This window comes from Corallincola luteus (genome assembly GCF_004336975.1).
Lineage (GTDB): Bacteria > Pseudomonadota > Gammaproteobacteria > Enterobacterales > Neiellaceae > Corallincola > Corallincola holothuriorum.
This window is the reverse complement of sequence record NZ_SJXE01000002.1, coordinates 151,471-168,443: the sequence shown is the minus strand read 5'-3', so window position 1 is coordinate 168,443 and position 16,973 is coordinate 151,471. Positions and strand designations below refer to the sequence as shown.

Sequence of the window (16,973 nt, the reverse complement as noted above, 5' to 3'; positions counted from 1 at the left end):
GGCCTGCGTACAATTATGCATACTGCCCCGCCAGCCAGCCGGAGCTCCATGCCCATTGGAAGTTAAAGCCCCCGAGCCAGCCCGTCACATCCACCACTTCACCGATAAAATACAAGCCGTCGACGTTTTTTGCTGCCATGGTTTTGGAGCTCAAACCGTTGGTATCCACACCGCCCAAGGTGACTTCGGCAGTACGATAACCTTCGGTGCCGCTGGGGATCACCTGCCATTGATGCAGCACGGTGTTTAGTTGTTCGCGCAGTTTAGTACTGAGTTGGCCGATGGCAGGGTTCGGCAGTTGATGCAGTTTGATCCAGGCTTCGACCATGCTTTTGGGGAATTTCCGCGCCAGCGCATTTTTGAGGGTGAGTTGCGGCTGAGTTTTCGCCTGCTCCAATAGCCAATCAATCAGCGATTCTTGCGGCGACAGGTCAAAGGTGACCGCTTCGCCCGGTTGCCAGTAGGAGCTGACCTGCAACACGGCAGGGCCAGACAATCCGCGATGAGTAAATAGCAGAGCTTCTTTAAAGCCGGTGCCATCTTTAGCCGTGGCATAGCTGTCGACACTGACACCACTTAATTCCGCCAACACCTCTTTCTGCTCTGGTTGCAGAGTGAAAGGCACCAAGCCCGCACGGGTAGGCAACACGTTAAGGCCAAATTGCTCAGCGATTTGATAACCCAGTGGCGTGGCACCTAACTTAGGCATCGACAGGCCACCGCAGGCCACCACCAGCGATGTGCAAGCCAACTCTCCTTGGCTGGTTTTCACCAGAAAGCCGTTCTCCAATTTTTCCACACCCAGGATCTCGGTACGCAGCTGCACCTTCACGCCGGCGTCATCACACTCTTTTAGCAACATATCGACGATTTGATGGGCGCTATCATCGCAAAACAGCTGCCCCAGAGTTTTCTCGTGGTAGGCGATACCGTGCTTATCTACCATGGCGATAAAATCCCATTGGGTATACTGCGCCAATGCAGACTTACAGAAATGAGGGTTCTGGCTGAGGTAGTTGGCTGGTTCAGCATACATATTGGTGAAATTACAACGCCCCCCGCCGGAGATAATGATCTTACGCCCTGCTTTTTTGCCATGATCAAGCAAACGCACGCTTCGACCACGCTTGCCGGCCTCGGCAGCACACATTAAGCCTGCCGCACCAGCGCCAATTACTACTACATCTACATTCTCTGTCATCGGGTTTGCTCGATTATCGCCATAGGGGCAGGTTAAGCCGCTGCACGCTGTTCAACGCGTATTTTACGCAGCTTTTGCACTGAGCGGTAATGGTTCACTGCATACAGCAACGGCCAGATAGAACCGACAGAAAGTCAAAAGGCGTCGGCATTGCCCCGGTTGGCGCAGGCTGTCGTTAAACGCTAAGTGGCAAAGTCAGCGCCAGGCTGATTGGCAATTCATTACGAATCAGCCTGTTGGGATCACAAAATTACGCATCGACTAACGTCTTGATATCTAATCAGGTTATAAATAATTGATGTGGCGCAAAAGCTGAATGTTAGAAAAAACTAACGCCAACGATTGGAAAGCGGTGATAGATAGCGCAAAATACAAACAATTTAACATCACATTAACCTTTTCAATTCCGTCAGTGGCCATACTCATGTCACATGCGTTGAGTGAAAAGTTAATCCAGATTTTCATCATTTTTAAAGTTAAGGTTGCGCGACAGCATGGATCATATTCACGCCTTACCCAATGGCTTCCAGCTCGATAACTATCGTATTGAAGGCATACTTGGCCACGGTGGTTTTGGTATTACCTACAAAGCCGTTGATGTTTATCTTAATAAAATCTTTGCCATCAAAGAGTTTTTGCCAAACGAATTTGCTGTCCGCGCGGGCGACACTGTTGCGCCCAAAAGCCAACAAGATGCCGATGATTTCCAGTGGGGCTTAGATCGCTTTCTGCAAGAAGCCCAGGTATTGGCGCGCTTTACTCACCCTAACGTCAACCATGTACACCGCTTTTTCCAGGCGCACGGCACCGCTTACATGGTGCTGAATTATGAAGAGGGCGATACCCTTTCCCACAAGCTGCAAGCCACACCTAAGCTCAGCACTGCCGAGATCCAACGCCTGCTGTCCGACCTCACCAGCGGTCTGCGCCAGGTACACCAAGCCGGTATGATCCACCGCGACATCAAACCGGGCAATATCATTATCCGCCCTGATGGCAGTGCCGTATTACTCGACTTTGGTGCCGCCCGACAAGCGATCGGTAATCGCTCCGGCCGTGTTACCCAGATCTTAACCCCCGGCTATGCGCCTATTGAGCAGTATGCCGAGTCGATGGATCAGTTGGGGCCATGGACAGATATCTACGCATTGGGCATGGTTGCTTATCGCGCTGTTACCGGGTTCGGTGATGACAAACTAATGGATGCGGTGAGTCGCTCTCTGACCGCGTCACGGGGTGGCCCAGGAATGCCATCAGCGACCTCCCTTAGCCAAGGGGAATATCCCGCAGAACTATTAGACGGTATCGATTGGGCGATCGAGGTAAATGAGAACCAGCGCCCGCAAGCTGTCGAACTCTGGCAGCATAAATTGGGCTTAGTCGGTGAGCCAGCATCATCCTATGGCCAGCCCAACGGGCAGCCATCAGATCCAGCGGCAACCGTCGTCATGGGTTCACCGTCAGCGTCTCCTACACCATCGCAACCGGCCCAGCCATCGCCTGCCAAACCGGCGCCATCTCCGGCCCCTGAGCCCGCGCCAGGCAATAGTGGTGGCACCATGAAAACATTGCTGATCCTGTTAGTTGGCATCAGTGTTGGCGTCGGTGGTTACTTCATTGCTCAAAGCCAGCTCAAGCCTATTGTTAATGGTGGTGGAAGCCAAATCGTTGACACCAAAACCGCAGGCAAAGAAAGCAAAACCAAAGTGACCGCCGATAAAGGTCCGCTGCAGATCACGCTAAATCCTAGCTCAGCCAAGGTAGTGTTCACAGGCACCGGTCGCTTATATAGCAAAGGGATGACGCTACCCTACGGCAAATATGAAGTGAAGGTGTCAGCCGACGGCTATGAAAGCAGCACACTGACCCTAGATCATCAGGAGCATGGCTCACCATCAGTGAACTTAAGCGCGGCAATTTCAGAATTCGCCTTTACCGTAAAACGCCAGCCTGCGGATGCCAGGGTGCGCATTTTAAATATTGGCCCAGCCTATAGCGATGGTATGTTGCTTGCGCCCGGTAAATACCGCGTTGAAGTGAAAAAAGCCGGCTACCGTACACATACGGGTTGGCATGAATTTACGCCGAAAGCCGGGGATACAGGACCAACAGTCACCCTAAAACGTGGCGGCTTCATCGTGGATGCTTCCGGCAAAGGCGATTACAGCAATCTGGCTTCCGCCATTGCCGCAGCCAAATCCGGAGACACGCTTTTAATCCGCCCAGGCACCTACACTGGGGCGTTTAATTTAAGCAAAAAAATCAAGCTCAAAGGCGACGGTAACCGTAGTCAGATCGTGGTGACATCAACCACGGACAACACCTTTACCATCTCTGGCGATGCCACTCTCGATAATCTGACCATACGTTATACCGGTAAAGTGGATAACCAAAATGCCCTCTGGATCACTGGTGGCTCGCCGACGATCACCAATTGTGACCTGAGTAACGGCCACTCTACTATCTTGGCAGCGAAGGGCACGGCCAATCCAACGGTCACAGACAACTACTTCCATGGCACACCATGGAATGCCGTTAACACTTACGGTGACACCCGCGGACTCTATCGCAACAACCACTTTAAAGGCCTTGAGCAGCCCGTGTTTGTGGTCAAAGATCGCGCAAGCCCTAAAGTGCAAAACAACCGTTTTACTGACAATAAAAGCAATAACTTCCTGCTTCGTGATGCCGCAAAAGGCAGCTTCGAAGGCAACGTACTCCGCGGCACGGGTGAATCCTTTGCCATCTCCATTGCTGGCACATCAACACCGACCTTTATTAGCACCGATGTGAAAAGCCCTGGTGGTCGCGTGTTTTTGGTGAAAGAACAAGCGCAACCAACTATTCGCAAGAGTAGCTTGACCGGGCTATCGGACTGGGGACTCTGGGTCGAAGGCACGGCCAGTCCACGGTTTGAAGAGAATGAGGTGGATGGCTTCGGACTCACGATATACGACACCTCGAGTCCGGTCATCGTAAACAACACTCTGCGCAATATCGGCGGGAATGGTATAAACATTCGCGAAGAGGCTCAGGGCATCTATCGTGGCAACAAGTTCTATAACGTCGGCTACGATGACGACAACTCATACCCCAGTGTCTATGTTCATGAAGAAGCGTCACCCACCGTCAACGGCAACCGCTTCTTTAAAGGCGGTTCGCAGGAAGTCTACGAAGCGGGTAAGAAAGCTAACGTCTACGACAACTATTGATTTAGGAGCTTAACCATGGCGATTCGAGCCTATAGCATTGGCCGCAGCGCTCACAACGACATCGTTGTTAATGACGCGTCAGTGTCTGGACGCCACGCCGAATTGGTACAGGCCGCAGATGGTCGACTGTATCTTTCCGATTGCCAAAGCACCAACGGCAGTTTCGTTGATAATAATGGCCAGTGGCAGCCGCTGGTCCAAAGCTTTATTGAACCGCAACAAACACTACGCTTAGGGAATATCACCATCACAGCGCAGCAGTTGTTACAGCAACTCAATGGCAGTGGGCCTAAGCGTCACCCCGGTACCGGAGAAGTATACTCTTGAACCGCAAGGAGTATTGGCTCTACTGCCTGTGTGCAGCGGTAGTTCTTATACTACTGCTCTCCTTTGCCTTGCCAACAGGCAGTAATGCAGCGGCACTGTTGCTTGATCGTGAAAGCAGAGTACTGCCGTTTCCGTTCACCATCCCGGTGGTGATGTGGCTCGTGTTTGCCATCGGTATTGCCGAGCTTTGGTTCCGCTTAACCGCTGCCAATGAAGAACAGCAGCAGCTGGTCATGAAGTTGTTGCCGGAAGACCAGCAAACCATGTTGTTAGCTCGCGATTTAGGCGCGCTCTATCAACGCCTGCAAACCATTGCCCCCCACTGTTTTTTGCCGCGACTATTGCGCCGCGTTATTTTGCAATTTCAAAGCAGCGGTTCGCTGGCGCAAGCCAACACCATTTTCAATTCGAGCCTCGAACTTTATCAACATGAAATTGACCTGAGATACAACGTGGTTCGTTACATCAGTTGGCTGATCCCGACGCTGGGTTTTATCGGTACCGTAGTCGGTATCGCGCTTGCCCTCAGTGATGCCGGTGCAGCGCCCAAGTTTGACGACCCTGAGCTGCTGAAACAGGTGACCCTTAGCTTAGGTTTAGCTTTTTACACCACGTTACTGGCTCTGGTGATGTCTGCCGTGCTGGTACTGTTAACACACATTGCACAAGGGCGCGAAGAGCGTGCTCTGAACCTATCTGGACAATACTGTCTGGACAACCTCATTAACCGACTTTACGAACGTCAGGGGGAATAACATGCCCGTCTACAGAGATCAAAATGGCCGCATTATCGATAGCCCAACCCAACAGGCCAGCAATCCGCTAGAGCAGCCTACTCAGGTAGTCAGAGGCTCAACACCCAAACCAGCACAAGCGACCCCTGCCAGTCCATTAGATGCGGCAACCACTGTCAATCGACCAGGCGTCACCCCCGCCGCACCATTAGCAGGGCAGAATGTGGATACGCCGACATCTCGCACACCTCAAGGGCAAGTGCCAGCCGCAGCCAGCCCATCCGACGGCGATCCTAAGACCCGTGTCTTTCGTCCTGGTCGTGCAACCACCGCCGCGCCAGCATCAACAGGTGAAGCCCAACCCGCAGCTGCTGCGGCAACGGCAGAACAAAGCAGTGATGCCATGGCAGATCCCTTAGCCGGTTGGTTAGTGATCACCGGCGGTCCAGGCATGGGCAATGCGTTGCGCCTGGGTTATGGCGTGAATGCTATTGGCCGCGACGCCGATCAGCGGATTGTCTTAGATTTTGGCGATGACCAGATCTCCCGTAAACAACATGCGCTGGTCACTTACGATCCGAAAGGACGTAAGTTCTATTTGCAGCATGGTGGCGGTACCAATTTGGTCTACATGAATGAAGCACCCGTGCTGACACCGACCGAGTTAACTGCTGGTGTAGAACTGATCATCGGTGCTACCGAGCTACGATTCATGCCACTATGTGGCCCTGACTTCGATTGGCAAGAGAAGGCTTAACCATGGCGCTGACGCCCTTGATGGCTGGCGCCCAGATACAGGGCGCACGAGACTACCAGGAAGACAGTTTCGGTCACTGGTTGGTTAACGATGATGGCGACATGTTGCTGTTGGTAGCCGACGGCATGGGCGGTCACGCCGCAGGCGACACCGCCAGCTTGTTAGCGAAAGAGACTTTTCTCAATCACTATCAGAATTCAACCCCCGCGCCCGCAAGTGTGATGTTGCGGGATGCGCTCAATGCCGCCAATGGCGCGATCACCGAGCATATCGCGAACAACCCAGGTCACGAAGGGATGGGGTGTACCTTACTGGCAGCTTTAATCAGCGAGCAAGCAATCACCTGGGTCAGTGTCGGTGACTCTCCGATGTGGCTACTTCGTCACGGTGAGTTAAAACGGCTTAATGAAGATCATTCGATGTTACCCGTGCTTCAAGGCTTAGTAGAGCTGGGGCGAATGACCGAAGAGGAGCTGGCCAAAGACAGTCGACGTAACGCATTGCGATCCGCCTTATGTGGCGATCAATTGTCGCTCATCGACCAACCCAAAATGCCCGTTCCGCTGCAAGCCGGTGATCAGATATTGTTGGCCAGCGATGGCGTCCAAACACTGTCGGACAAGGCGATTGCCGAACAGTTGTCTGCCCAAAGCAGTGATCCAGCAGCCGGAGTACGCCGGTTACTGGCGGCTGTTGATGCCGCCAACGCGCCGGGACAAGACAATGCCACGGCAGTGCTCGCTGAGATCCCCGCCAGTGCCAACACGCCACACCAACATAAACAAGCTAGCAGCAGTAAACTGCTCCCCGCTGTCGGTGCCGTGGTTGTTGCCGCTGTACTTGGTTGGTGGCTACTGACCCCCACCCCAGATTGTGGTGCCACCGACGAAATCTGCGCTGATCCAGCCAGTGAAACACAGCCAACAGCACCGTCAATAATAGAACCTGAAACAGCAGCCGACACCGAGCTAGTGGCGCCAGAAACTATCGAAATCACACCCGAAGTTGCACCAGAAGTGCCAGAGATCGTCCCTGAAAAAGGGCTCGAAGATAAGGCAATGGAACAAGCCGTACCGGAAGATGCTGATGACGCGATCCCGCTAGATAAGCCACAAGCCGTCCTCAAGGTGCCCAGCAACAGCGTGCCTCCAAAAGAGAACGCGCCTAAGAAGAATAACGAGTAATGGAAGCATAATGATGAAACGACTGCTCACCGCGATGTTTATCTCTCTCCTGTCAACAGCGGCTTGGAGTGCCGACATTCCCCACCAAGGTCTGTTAGATAGCAGCTTAAAACTGAAAGTTTATCTTCATGATGAGCCCAGAGCCGAAGCCACTGCCGTGGTATTAGCGACCGGCTACGTGGTAACCAGCAGCGATGCACTGGAGAAAGGCCAGCGGTTTACCGTGGTGGACAGCAGTGGTGCCGAGCTGGCGGCAGTGCGCGTCAATCAAGATGACAAACTAGCACTAACACTGCTCAAAGTTGAAGGGTTGGATGCGCCGGCATTAGTTGTTGCCCGCCAGCAATCAGAACAGGGCAGAGCCGTTGGTGCCTTAAGCCTAAGCAGTGACAAACGTGAACAGCCAAAAAGTTTTCACTTTGGCATTGGTAGTATCACCGAACTGGTGAGTGACAAAGACAGTGGCCAGCGTTATATCAGCCACAACGTCAAACTTACTGATTACTCTCACGGCGGTGCATTGATAAATAACTGTGGTGAACTAATCGGCATCAACGTACCTGATCCCGATGCCAGTATTTTCACCAGCAAAGAGGGGATCGGCTTTAGTGTTCCCCTCGCCCAAGTGCAAGCGATGAGCAAAGCTTACGCCACCACCACGGTAGCCAAAGAGATCTGTTTGTCGGCTGCGGAACAAGCCCGGCTTGCCGCGGAAGCACTGGCCGACACCGAATCGAAACTGGCTGAAACCGAAAAGAGTTTAGGTGCCGAGCTCGATGCTTTGGAAACTGAGCGCAATGACCTGCAAAAGCAGCGCGAAGCCGAAGCGAAAAAAGCCGCCGAAGCGAAGAAGCTACTTGCTCAGCTGGAAGAGAAGCAGAAGCAACTAAAAGATGCCACCGCGGAAGAGAAGGCGGCATTAGGAGCTGAGATTGACGCACAAAAAGCGGTCGTTGCAGAAACGGCCGAGCGCGCTGCACAGCTAGAAGTGCAACTCACCGAACAACAAGCGGCATTAGACGCCGCCATTGCGAAGCAAGCAGAACAGCAACTTTGGTTGATCTACGGCGGTATTGTTGCCGGTGTCATCGTGTTGGCACTGATCATCATGCTGCAGCTACGTAAGCGTAAATCAAACCAACTGGTGCAACAGCAGCAGATGACAGCGGAAGAGTTACAACAGGCGCAACAAAATCTGGCCGCAAAGGCTGCACATGAACAAGCACTTGCCAGCGTCCCTGACCTATTGTTGGTTGGCCTCGAAGGTGAAGCCGCCAGTTTCGCTGTCAGGATCCAAGGCAGCAGCCTTGGGGCGGCTGTCGATGGTCTGGTGATCGGTCGCAGCCCTAACTCCAGTGAACTGGTTGTCACCCATAGTGAGGTTTCACGCCAACATGCCCGTTTAATCTGGGTGAGCCAGCAACTGATGCTGGAAGATCTGGCATCCACCAACGGCGTTAGCGTCAACGGTGTCCCGTTGACCGCACATCAACCGCACATGGTTCATGTCGGTGATCGCGTGCAGCTCGGTACGTTGGTTTTTGAATTAAGAAAGGCGTAACCAAATGCAGAAGTTACGAGTTCCCTTGCTCTTAGCCAGCGTGTTAAGCCTATTAGCACTGCCAAGTAATGCCGCATTAAAGCGTGTTGAAGAGCTGGAACGAGGTGTCGTGCGGATCGTCAACTTGATGAGTGATGGCACCTCCACAGGTACCGGCTCATTACTGAATAATGACGGTTACATCGCCACTAACCACCACGTTATCGAAGATTACGACGAGCTGTTCATCATCACCCATAATGATGAACAACGTATCGAAGCCGAGGTGATCATCGACTCACCCCAGCTCGATCTGGCCGTGATCCGAGTTCGTGGGATCCAGGGCAATCCGGTGGCGATCAACGATGGCAGCTTAGGTAAAACCAGCCAGGTGTATGCCTTCGGCTATCCAGGGATCTCGGATCAAGCACCAGGGGGACACGCTGCCGTACAAGCAACAGCTACCGAAGGCACTGTGAGTCGTGTCTACACCGGTTCCTGGGGCGGATCTCGCGCTTTGAAGATCGTCCAGCACGACGCCGCGGTAAACCCAGGGAACAGTGGCGGTCCATTATTAGATGCCTGTGGTCGAATGGTCGGTACCAATACCATGGCGATCAAAGCGCAAGCCGGTCATGGCGCGTTTTGGGCCTCCCATGCCTCTGAACTAACAGCCATTCTCAATAGCAAAGGGATCAGCTTTACCCGTGATACTTCAACCTGTGACACCAGTGGTGGTGCAGGTACCGATGCCAAAGCGAGAGAAGATGCTCTTAGCGCAAAGTCAGCGGCACAACTGGCAGAGCAACGCGCTAAAGAAGCGGAATTAAAGGCCGCAGAACTTCGCACGCAGATGGATGAACAGCTAGGAGAACGGGATAAACAACTCAACTGGCTGATCGATAACGTGTTGTTGGCCGGGTCTATTATGGCCGGGCTGTTAGTGATCACCTTGTTACTCGCCGTCAAAGGTAATCGCCAGAAAGCGGCACAGGTTGTACATCAGGTGGTTGAACCATTAAGTCAACGCTTTCGAGGTTCTGCCCCACAACGACCAGCAACGACACCAAGCCACCAACCTGGGCCGACGCAGGTTGCCCAGCACGCAGTCGCAACACCAAACAATGGTGGTGGTCTGGTACTCTCTGGTTTCAAAGGCCACTCCGATAGCGTTTGCCTGCAGGTGACCTCATCACTGTTGGCTGACGGCAGCAAAGGTTGCAGTATTGGCCGTCATCCACAGCTGGTTGACCTGCTACTGGACGACAGTTCCGTATCCCGTCGCCATCTTCGGATCAGCAGTGGAAGCAATGGCTTTATGGTCGAAGATCTCAACTCAACCAACGGTACCCGGGTAAATGGCCAGCCGCTGCAACCCTTCAAGCCAGTGCCACTTGCAGTCGATAGCCAGTTACAGATAGGGGACGTCAAACTCCTGGTCTCACTGGGATAATCACAAATGCAGCGCCGCAATCGCGAGATCAATATCTTCAGTATGTCGGCGCTAGATCTGTTTGCCTCCGGTATGGGGGCATTTATCCTCATCGCCATTCTGCTGTTCCCCTACTTCCCTCATACTGGCGACAGCGCCGACACCGAAGCGCTGAAAATCGCACTGGACGATGCCAATGCCGCGACGGAGGAACAAGCGGCTGCCGTAGAAGCCTTGCAAGCCCAGTTAGCCGAAGCGCTCCGGCTGCTTGCGGAAAAACCGGAACCGACACCACCCACACCTGTGCCCCCCGTACCAATTCCTGTTCCAGAGCCAAAACCTCTGCCCGGCGCAAAAACCCAATTCCCAGATATCGATCTGGTACTGGTGCTGGATGTCACTGGCAGTATGGGCAGCGCGCTAAATGCGTTGAAACGTGAGATAGTCAGCTTCGTCAGGGTCACAGACAAACTTTCTTCTTCTATCGGCATTGGCATCGTCGCTTATGGCGACAGGCAATACCGTACGCCCGTGACCGTACAGCCATTACTAAAAATTTCTGACTCACCGGCCAATTTCAAGCGGCTGAAACGCTTCGTGGATGCCCTTGAGCTAAGACATGGCATCGGTAAAGGCCGCAATGACGATACCCCCGAAGCGCTTTTTGCAGGATTAAAGCAGGCGGTTAACAGCCGCTGGCGCAAAGAGGTGGAGCAGCGGATGATTGTTATTATCACCGATGCCCCTGGCTATCCAGAAGAGCGTATGGCGACATTGAAGCTGGCGCGCAATTTCGTCAGCAGTAAAAAGAGCCGTATCTCTGTGCTGTTTGTCGACACCGACGAGTCAGTGCCCTTGGATCTAAAGGAGCTCGCCAGAGAAGGCAAAGGCAATGTGGTCGAAGGTGGCACCTCCCTCACCTCAGGTATATTGCAAGCGATCCTCATTGACTGAGCCCAGTCTGTTTGATTGAGTCATCAAACTCACTCAGGTGCATCAACTCCCATTGTGTTGGCTGCCCTAAAACAGGCTCAAAACCGACATACAGATAAGAAATGTGAGTAAGTGTAAAAAGCGGGAACGACCATCACACATTATCATTAGAAAAATTAATAAGCACTACTCAGATGTTACCCTGAACCTCTTGTAATTAGTTGAAAACAAGGAAGTAAAATATATGTTCCGCTACATTATTCCGGCGGCACTGGCCATGATCAGTGTCAATAGCCATGCCGTGGTTGGCGGCCAGACGGTGAGCGATCAAGATTGGCCTTATACCGTTAGCCTGCGCCAAATCGAAGGCACAGAAAGCGACTCTCTTTCTAACCATCGCTGCGGTGGCGCCTATATCGGCGAAGGCTTAATCCTAACCGCAGCGCACTGTGTGGCGTTGGCACCTGTAGAAAATTCTGTCGCTTGTATCGGCGGATCAGGTGATGCTAGTGAAAACAACTGCTACCGACTGGCCGATGTGAGAATTCATCCAGACTTTGAATCAGAATTTTACACCGCCGATCTCGCCATCTATAAACTTGCTTGGTTTAGTTCCCCTGACAATTATCCCGCAGCCAAAATCATCACGGCAGAACAAGATGCCCTGATCACCGCAGGTGAGACATTACACATACTAGGGCTGGGCTCTACTCGATACGAAAGCTATGACCCAGCCTATCGACTGCAAGGCGCTGAGATCGCAATCGCTAGCGAAGCAGATTGCAATGAGCAGACTGCCGTCCAGGCACCCGCAGGATTTGATGCCAGCAATTTCATCTGTGGCGGAGAGCAAACCAAAGGGCCTGCACCAGGGGATAGCGGCACACCTGCCTTTATCGAGATGGATCAGGGTATGATTTACACGGCCCTCGTGTCTCACGGCTACAACTACATGGGTGTATTTACCCGCCTTGGCTTACATCTGGACTGGATAAACAGTACTCGCGAGGAGCTGACACCAAATAGGATATTAGATGTTGGTGATGACCAGCAATGGTTACTGAGTGCACAACAACCAACGATAGAGCATCAACAATTGATTACCAATATCTCCACTGAAGCGGTAGATATTGTCGCCATTGAGATCCGCGGCGATGCGTCGGTCACACTGATCTCCCATAACTGCGGCACGCTTAACCCCAATAAGAGTTGTGAAGTATCCATCGCGGCGCAACAGCCCGAAAACAGCTACGGCAACGCTTTTTTAGATCTCGAGCTAAGTTCAGGTATCACATATACCGGCGTTCGCCTCACAACCGTTACCATGGGCGACATCCCAGGCATAGCGAATTGGCAGAGTGAATTTCAAAGCTGGTTAGCGGGCGGCACGTACCCTTGGAGCGCATTCGAAGATCGCGGGATCATGGTGCCTGAATATGTCGACACAGCTCAATTTCTTCAGGGCGAACTAACCGGGCCGGGCGTATTGCAATTCTCATCTCAAAGCTTAACTGCCAGCGGCGATGGTCGACTTCAGGTGCGACTTGATGACGCAGTGGTTATACAAATGAACGGTGATTGCCAAGCTGAACAATTAGCAGTAGCGGTACCAGAAGGTACGCATCAGATCACCTTTGATTATGAGGGTACCAACCAGTTCATGAACAATGGAAGTATTGTCCTATCCGACTTGGTATTTAACGATCAGGCATCCGCAACAGGCTCCCTGACATGCCACTACGTGAAGCCAGAATATTTCCCAGAAGGTGAAAATGATACCGTCATCGAAAACTCTGGTGGCAGTAGTAGTTTAGGATGGTTATCACTGTTGCCACTCTTTGTCATGCGTTTGCTAAGACGTCGATAAGAACATTCCCCAACATAAAAAAGGAGCCCAATGGCTCCTTTTTTTCATTCCGTCATTCTTCACAAAATACGGTTTAAGCACCCGGTTCCATAATTGAACCCGGCTTACCACCGCGGGCCATCGCCTGAAGATCTTTATCAATAAAGAACAGTAGCTTACGGTCATTATCCAGCAGATCGATTTTATCCAGAATACCTTTAAACAGCTTCTCTTCTTCATGCTGCTCTGCCACATACCACTGCAGGAAGTTAAAGGTGCTGTAGTCATGACTGGTAAAGGCCACGTGAGCCAGCTCGTTAATCGCGCTCGTGACTAAACACTCATGCTCATAGATCTTCTCAAACAGATCTTTCAGCGATTCAAACTCATGGGCCGGTGAAGCAATGCCGCCTATGATAGGCATGGCACCTGTTTCACTCACATAGGTGAACAGACGGTTCATGTGCTCCATCTCTTCGGTAGCATGCTCCCGCAGAAACTCAGCAGCACCCTCAAAGCCCTTATCTTCACACCATGCACTCATCTGCAGATAGAGGTTAGAAGAAAAGAATTCCAGATTAATCTGTTCGTTCAGCTTTTCGATCATCGGTTTCGCTAACACAGCTAAGCTCCTGTCATTATTCTGTACCGCTATAGTCTTATTCTCCGGTGGATAGCTTTTCAGATCAATGCGCTGTAATAATATTTTCTTATAATTCAAATCCTTGATAATACGAATAGCTCGCATTGCGGTTCGATGACCCACTCGCCGTTTAAATTAGGCGAAATAAGCAAAGCCCGCATATGCTTGGATCAGCTTTTAATGCCGGAGATAACTATGATTATCACCCCACAACTTGCAGGTAACGTTGCCCGTAGCTGTCACCCTATTGGCTGTCAGCAAGCACTGCAGGCACAGATCGATTATGTGCGAGCCCAAGGAGCGATCACCACACCCAAGCGAGTATTAATCCTCGGTGCCTCCTCTGGTTTTGGCTTAGCAGCCCGTGTTGCATTAGCTTTTGGCGGTGGCGCGGATACCTATGGCGTATCCTTTGAACGTGGGCCGTCAGAAAAAGGCGTTGGTTCCGCAGGTTGGTATAACAACTGTTATTTCCGCCAAGCTGCCGAAGCCGCGGGTCTGAAAGCGGCCAACACCATTGGTGATGCCTTTAGTCCCAAAGTGCAGGAGAAAGTGATCGCCGATCTGCAAGCGGACTTTGGCCAGATTGATATGGTTATCTACTCACTCGCCACTGGACGCCGAGATATTCCTGCCACAGGAGAAAGCTTCCGCTCAGTATTGAAAACCACAGGCGCACCGGTCGAAGGCAACACCATCAACCTTGAAGCCCAAGCGTTAGAATGGACCTCCATCCCAACCGCCACCAGCGAAGAGATCACTCACACCACCAAAGTGATGGGCGGTGAAGGGTGGCAAGAATGGATTGAGGCCCTGCTGGCTGCCGATCTACTTGCACCCGGCGCACAGACGCTGGCATTTAGCTATCTCGGCCCCGAACTGTCGGCACCAGTGTATCGTTTTGGCACCATCGGCGTCGCCAAAGAACACCTGCATGCCACCGCCAATCATCTCAATGAACAGTTACAGCAGGCGGTCGGCGGCACAGCCTACCCTGTGGTGGCGAAAGCACTGGTTACCAAAGCAAGTGTGTTTATTCCGGTCATGTCCGTGTACTTGGCACTACTGATGAAACAGATGAAAGCCAACGGCACCCATGAGGGTTGTATCGAACAATGTTATCGCCTGTTCGCCACTAAAGGTGCCGGACAACAGCCTGTATTAGATGAAGATCGCCAATTACGCTTGGATGACTATGAACTGGCACCCTCGCTGCAAGCTGAGATTGCCAAGATCTATCCAACAATTAATGGAGATAACTTTAAAGCGTTAACCGATTTTGACGGCTACCTGCATGATTTCATGGCACTGAATGGTTTTGATTTGGCGGGTGTAGATTATTCTGCGGAGGTCGATATGACGGAAATGGCGGCACTCAAGCCTTAATCAATAGCGCTAGCAAAAACGGCTATGGCTTAGCTCGCCAAACGACAACAATAGTGATCCGAGGGTGTATCACCCTCGGTCTCTTTTAGACTCCCCAAACACTGTTCAGATAGCCGTTCCGTCTCCCAATCTAACCATTCTTGCTGATAAGACAACTTATCCGCCGAACGCTGAGCCTTTTGGCTTTTACCATGGGCACCGCCCTTGTTCATCAGCGGTGATATCGCATGTAAATTACGTGGCTTGTGCTGCCGTTTTGTTTTCATCCTAATGCTCCGTTAGCTTACTTATATATGAACCCGCCGTTGCCAACACGGCGGGCTCTGTTACCCCTTCACACAAACCAATTGCTTCAAGGTATGTACCACCTCCACCAAATCGCTTTGGTGTGCCATCACTTGGTCAATATCCTTATAGGCGCCGGGGATCTCATCGATCACCCCTTTGTCCTTGCGGCACTCAACGCCGCGGGTTTGCTGCTCCAGATCTGCACGACTAAAGCGTTGCTTGGCTTTGGCACGACTCATCTTTCTCCCTGCTCCGTGGGAGCATGAGCAAAAGCTTTCCGCACTGCCCTTACCGCGAACAATGTAAGAACGAGTTCCCATCGAGCCAGGAATAATGCCCAGCTCACCGGCACGGGCTGATATCGCGCCCTTGCGGGTCACAAACACATCGGCACCAAAATGATGCTCCTGCTGCACGTAGTTATGATGACAGTTAATCGCTTCCTGGGTTATTTCAAACCTTGGCAGCAAAGGTGCAATCGCTCGCAGCACCAACGCCATCATCTCCTGACGATTGATACGCGCATACTCCTGCGCCCAATCCACTGCCCCCACATACGCAGCAAAATGATCGCTGCCCTCACTAAAGTAAGCCAGGTCTTTGTCGGGTAGGTGATGCATATGCCCCTCCATATCTCGCTTGGCTTGCTGGATAAAGTAGCGGCCAATGGCATTACCGATCCCACGACTGCCGGAGTGCAGCATGACCCAAACATCGCCACTGTCATCGACACACAGCTCAACAAAGTGGTTACCCGAGCCCAACGTCCCCATCTGAGTCGCCCATGTTTGTTGTGGGTTTTTCAGCATTTTCAGCAGCGTCGGATGGCGCTCAAACAACTGGTCAATGCCAGCTTGTAGCCCCGCACATGCCTGGATGCGCACTGACACCTGCTTATGGCAGGCGGCACCCACCGGCACGGCGCGCTCAATCGCTTCACGTACCGGCTTTAAGTTATCCGGTAACTGTGATGCCTTAAGCGACAGCCGCAGCGCATTCATACCACAGCCGATATCCACACCCACAGCGGCAGGAATAATCGCTTTATGGGTCGGAATAACCGCGCCAACAGTAGCACCGATCCCCATATGCACATCTGGCATCGCCGCTATATGACGATGAATAATAGGCAACTTAGCTATATTTTTTAATTGATTAATAGCAGCATGGTCTATGTCATCAGTGAATATCTTCACTGGCATATCTTTATTTTTTTCGCCGCTATTTAATTCTATTTTAACAGGCATAAAAATCCCCTTCGCAATATAAATCGCGAATATATTATTCTTTGGAAGACTGCCAGATACTAAAAGCCCCGGCGTATGGCCAGGGCTAGTGTTTATGCTTCCTGGCTTGCAAGTCCCCAACAAAGGCCTTGCAAGCACAAGTACTTGAAAGACCATAGTTAATGGCTGATATAGGTAACCTCTGTCATTTCAAGTACTCCTCTAAATTGATGAATGGATAAGCTGTGGAGATATTAGTGACTA

The 16,973-nt window shown here is 51.9% G+C and carries 14 protein-coding genes; 10 read left to right on the top strand and 4 right to left on the bottom strand.

Annotated features, from left to right (window positions below; translation table 11 throughout):
* Nucleotides 1–13: 13 nt before the first annotated feature.
* The gene (locus EZV61_RS07275; RefSeq protein ID WP_131414818.1) at nt 14–1,201 is read right to left on the bottom strand and encodes a BaiN/RdsA family NAD(P)/FAD-dependent oxidoreductase; all 1,188 of its coding nucleotides are present in this window, start codon (nt 1,199–1,201) and stop codon (nt 14–16) included.
* A gap of 494 nt (nt 1,202–1,695) precedes the next feature.
* On the opposite strand from EZV61_RS07275, the gene EZV61_RS07270 reads away from it, so the two are divergent.
* From EZV61_RS07270 to EZV61_RS07230, 9 genes are all read left to right on the top strand, one after another.
* The gene (locus EZV61_RS07270; RefSeq protein WP_131414817.1) at nt 1,696–4,413 is read left to right on the top strand and encodes a protein kinase domain-containing protein; all 2,718 of its coding nucleotides are present in this window, start codon (nt 1,696–1,698) and stop codon (nt 4,411–4,413) included.
* Between the two features lie 15 nt (nt 4,414–4,428).
* On the top strand, nt 4,429–4,740 hold the full coding sequence (locus EZV61_RS07265; RefSeq protein ID WP_114337522.1) for an FHA domain-containing protein: 312 nt from the start codon (nt 4,429–4,431) through the stop codon (nt 4,738–4,740).
* Complete coding sequence (locus EZV61_RS07260) at nt 4,737–5,495, top strand: MotA/TolQ/ExbB proton channel family protein (protein ID WP_114337521.1); 759 nt, start codon at nt 4,737–4,739, stop codon at nt 5,493–5,495. Before EZV61_RS07265 ends, EZV61_RS07260 begins: the two co-directional genes overlap by 4 nt.
* A gap of 1 nt (nt 5,496) precedes the next feature.
* On the top strand, nt 5,497–6,231 hold the full coding sequence (locus EZV61_RS19530; RefSeq protein ID WP_205695341.1) for an FHA domain-containing protein: 735 nt from the start codon (nt 5,497–5,499) through the stop codon (nt 6,229–6,231).
* A gap of 2 nt (nt 6,232–6,233) precedes the next feature.
* The gene (locus EZV61_RS07250; protein ID WP_131414816.1) at nt 6,234–7,415 is read left to right on the top strand and encodes a PP2C family protein-serine/threonine phosphatase; all 1,182 of its coding nucleotides are present in this window, start codon (nt 6,234–6,236) and stop codon (nt 7,413–7,415) included.
* A gap of 10 nt (nt 7,416–7,425) precedes the next feature.
* Nucleotides 7,426–8,976 carry an FHA domain-containing protein gene (locus tag EZV61_RS07245; protein ID WP_131414815.1) on the top strand — a complete coding sequence of 517 codons (1,551 nt, stop codon included), beginning with the start codon at nt 7,426–7,428 and terminating at the stop codon, nt 8,974–8,976.
* Nucleotides 8,977–8,980: 4 nt separating this feature from the next.
* Nucleotides 8,981–10,408 carry a trypsin-like peptidase domain-containing protein gene (locus tag EZV61_RS07240; RefSeq protein ID WP_131414814.1) on the top strand — a complete coding sequence of 476 codons (1,428 nt, stop codon included), beginning with the start codon at nt 8,981–8,983 and terminating at the stop codon, nt 10,406–10,408.
* A 6-nt stretch (nt 10,409–10,414) separates the two neighbouring features.
* A complete protein-coding gene (locus EZV61_RS07235) occupies nt 10,415–11,341 on the top strand; it encodes a vWA domain-containing protein (protein ID WP_131414813.1) in 927 nt (308 codons plus the stop codon).
* A 223-nt stretch (nt 11,342–11,564) separates the two neighbouring features.
* On the top strand, nt 11,565–13,187 hold the full coding sequence (locus EZV61_RS07230) for a S1 family peptidase (RefSeq protein WP_131414812.1): 1,623 nt from the start codon (nt 11,565–11,567) through the stop codon (nt 13,185–13,187).
* A 73-nt stretch (nt 13,188–13,260) separates the two neighbouring features.
* Here the strand turns inward: EZV61_RS07230 and ftnA are convergent, their stop codons facing one another.
* Complete coding sequence (gene ftnA, locus EZV61_RS07225) at nt 13,261–13,788, bottom strand: non-heme ferritin (protein WP_114337760.1); 528 nt, start codon at nt 13,786–13,788, stop codon at nt 13,261–13,263.
* Between the two features lie 216 nt (nt 13,789–14,004).
* Between ftnA and fabV the strand changes: the two genes are divergently transcribed.
* On the top strand, nt 14,005–15,195 hold the full coding sequence (gene fabV / locus EZV61_RS07220; RefSeq protein ID WP_131414811.1) for an enoyl-ACP reductase FabV: 1,191 nt from the start codon (nt 14,005–14,007) through the stop codon (nt 15,193–15,195).
* A gap of 29 nt (nt 15,196–15,224) precedes the next feature.
* Here fabV and EZV61_RS07215 read toward each other — a convergent pair whose 3' ends face one another.
* Entirely contained in the window at nt 15,225–15,461 is a 237-nt protein-coding gene (locus tag EZV61_RS07215; RefSeq protein WP_130566815.1) for a hypothetical protein, read from the bottom strand.
* A gap of 60 nt (nt 15,462–15,521) precedes the next feature.
* Complete coding sequence (locus tag EZV61_RS07210; protein ID WP_131414810.1) at nt 15,522–16,730, bottom strand: RtcB family protein; 1,209 nt, start codon at nt 16,728–16,730, stop codon at nt 15,522–15,524.
* Nucleotides 16,731–16,973 lie beyond the last annotated feature (243 nt).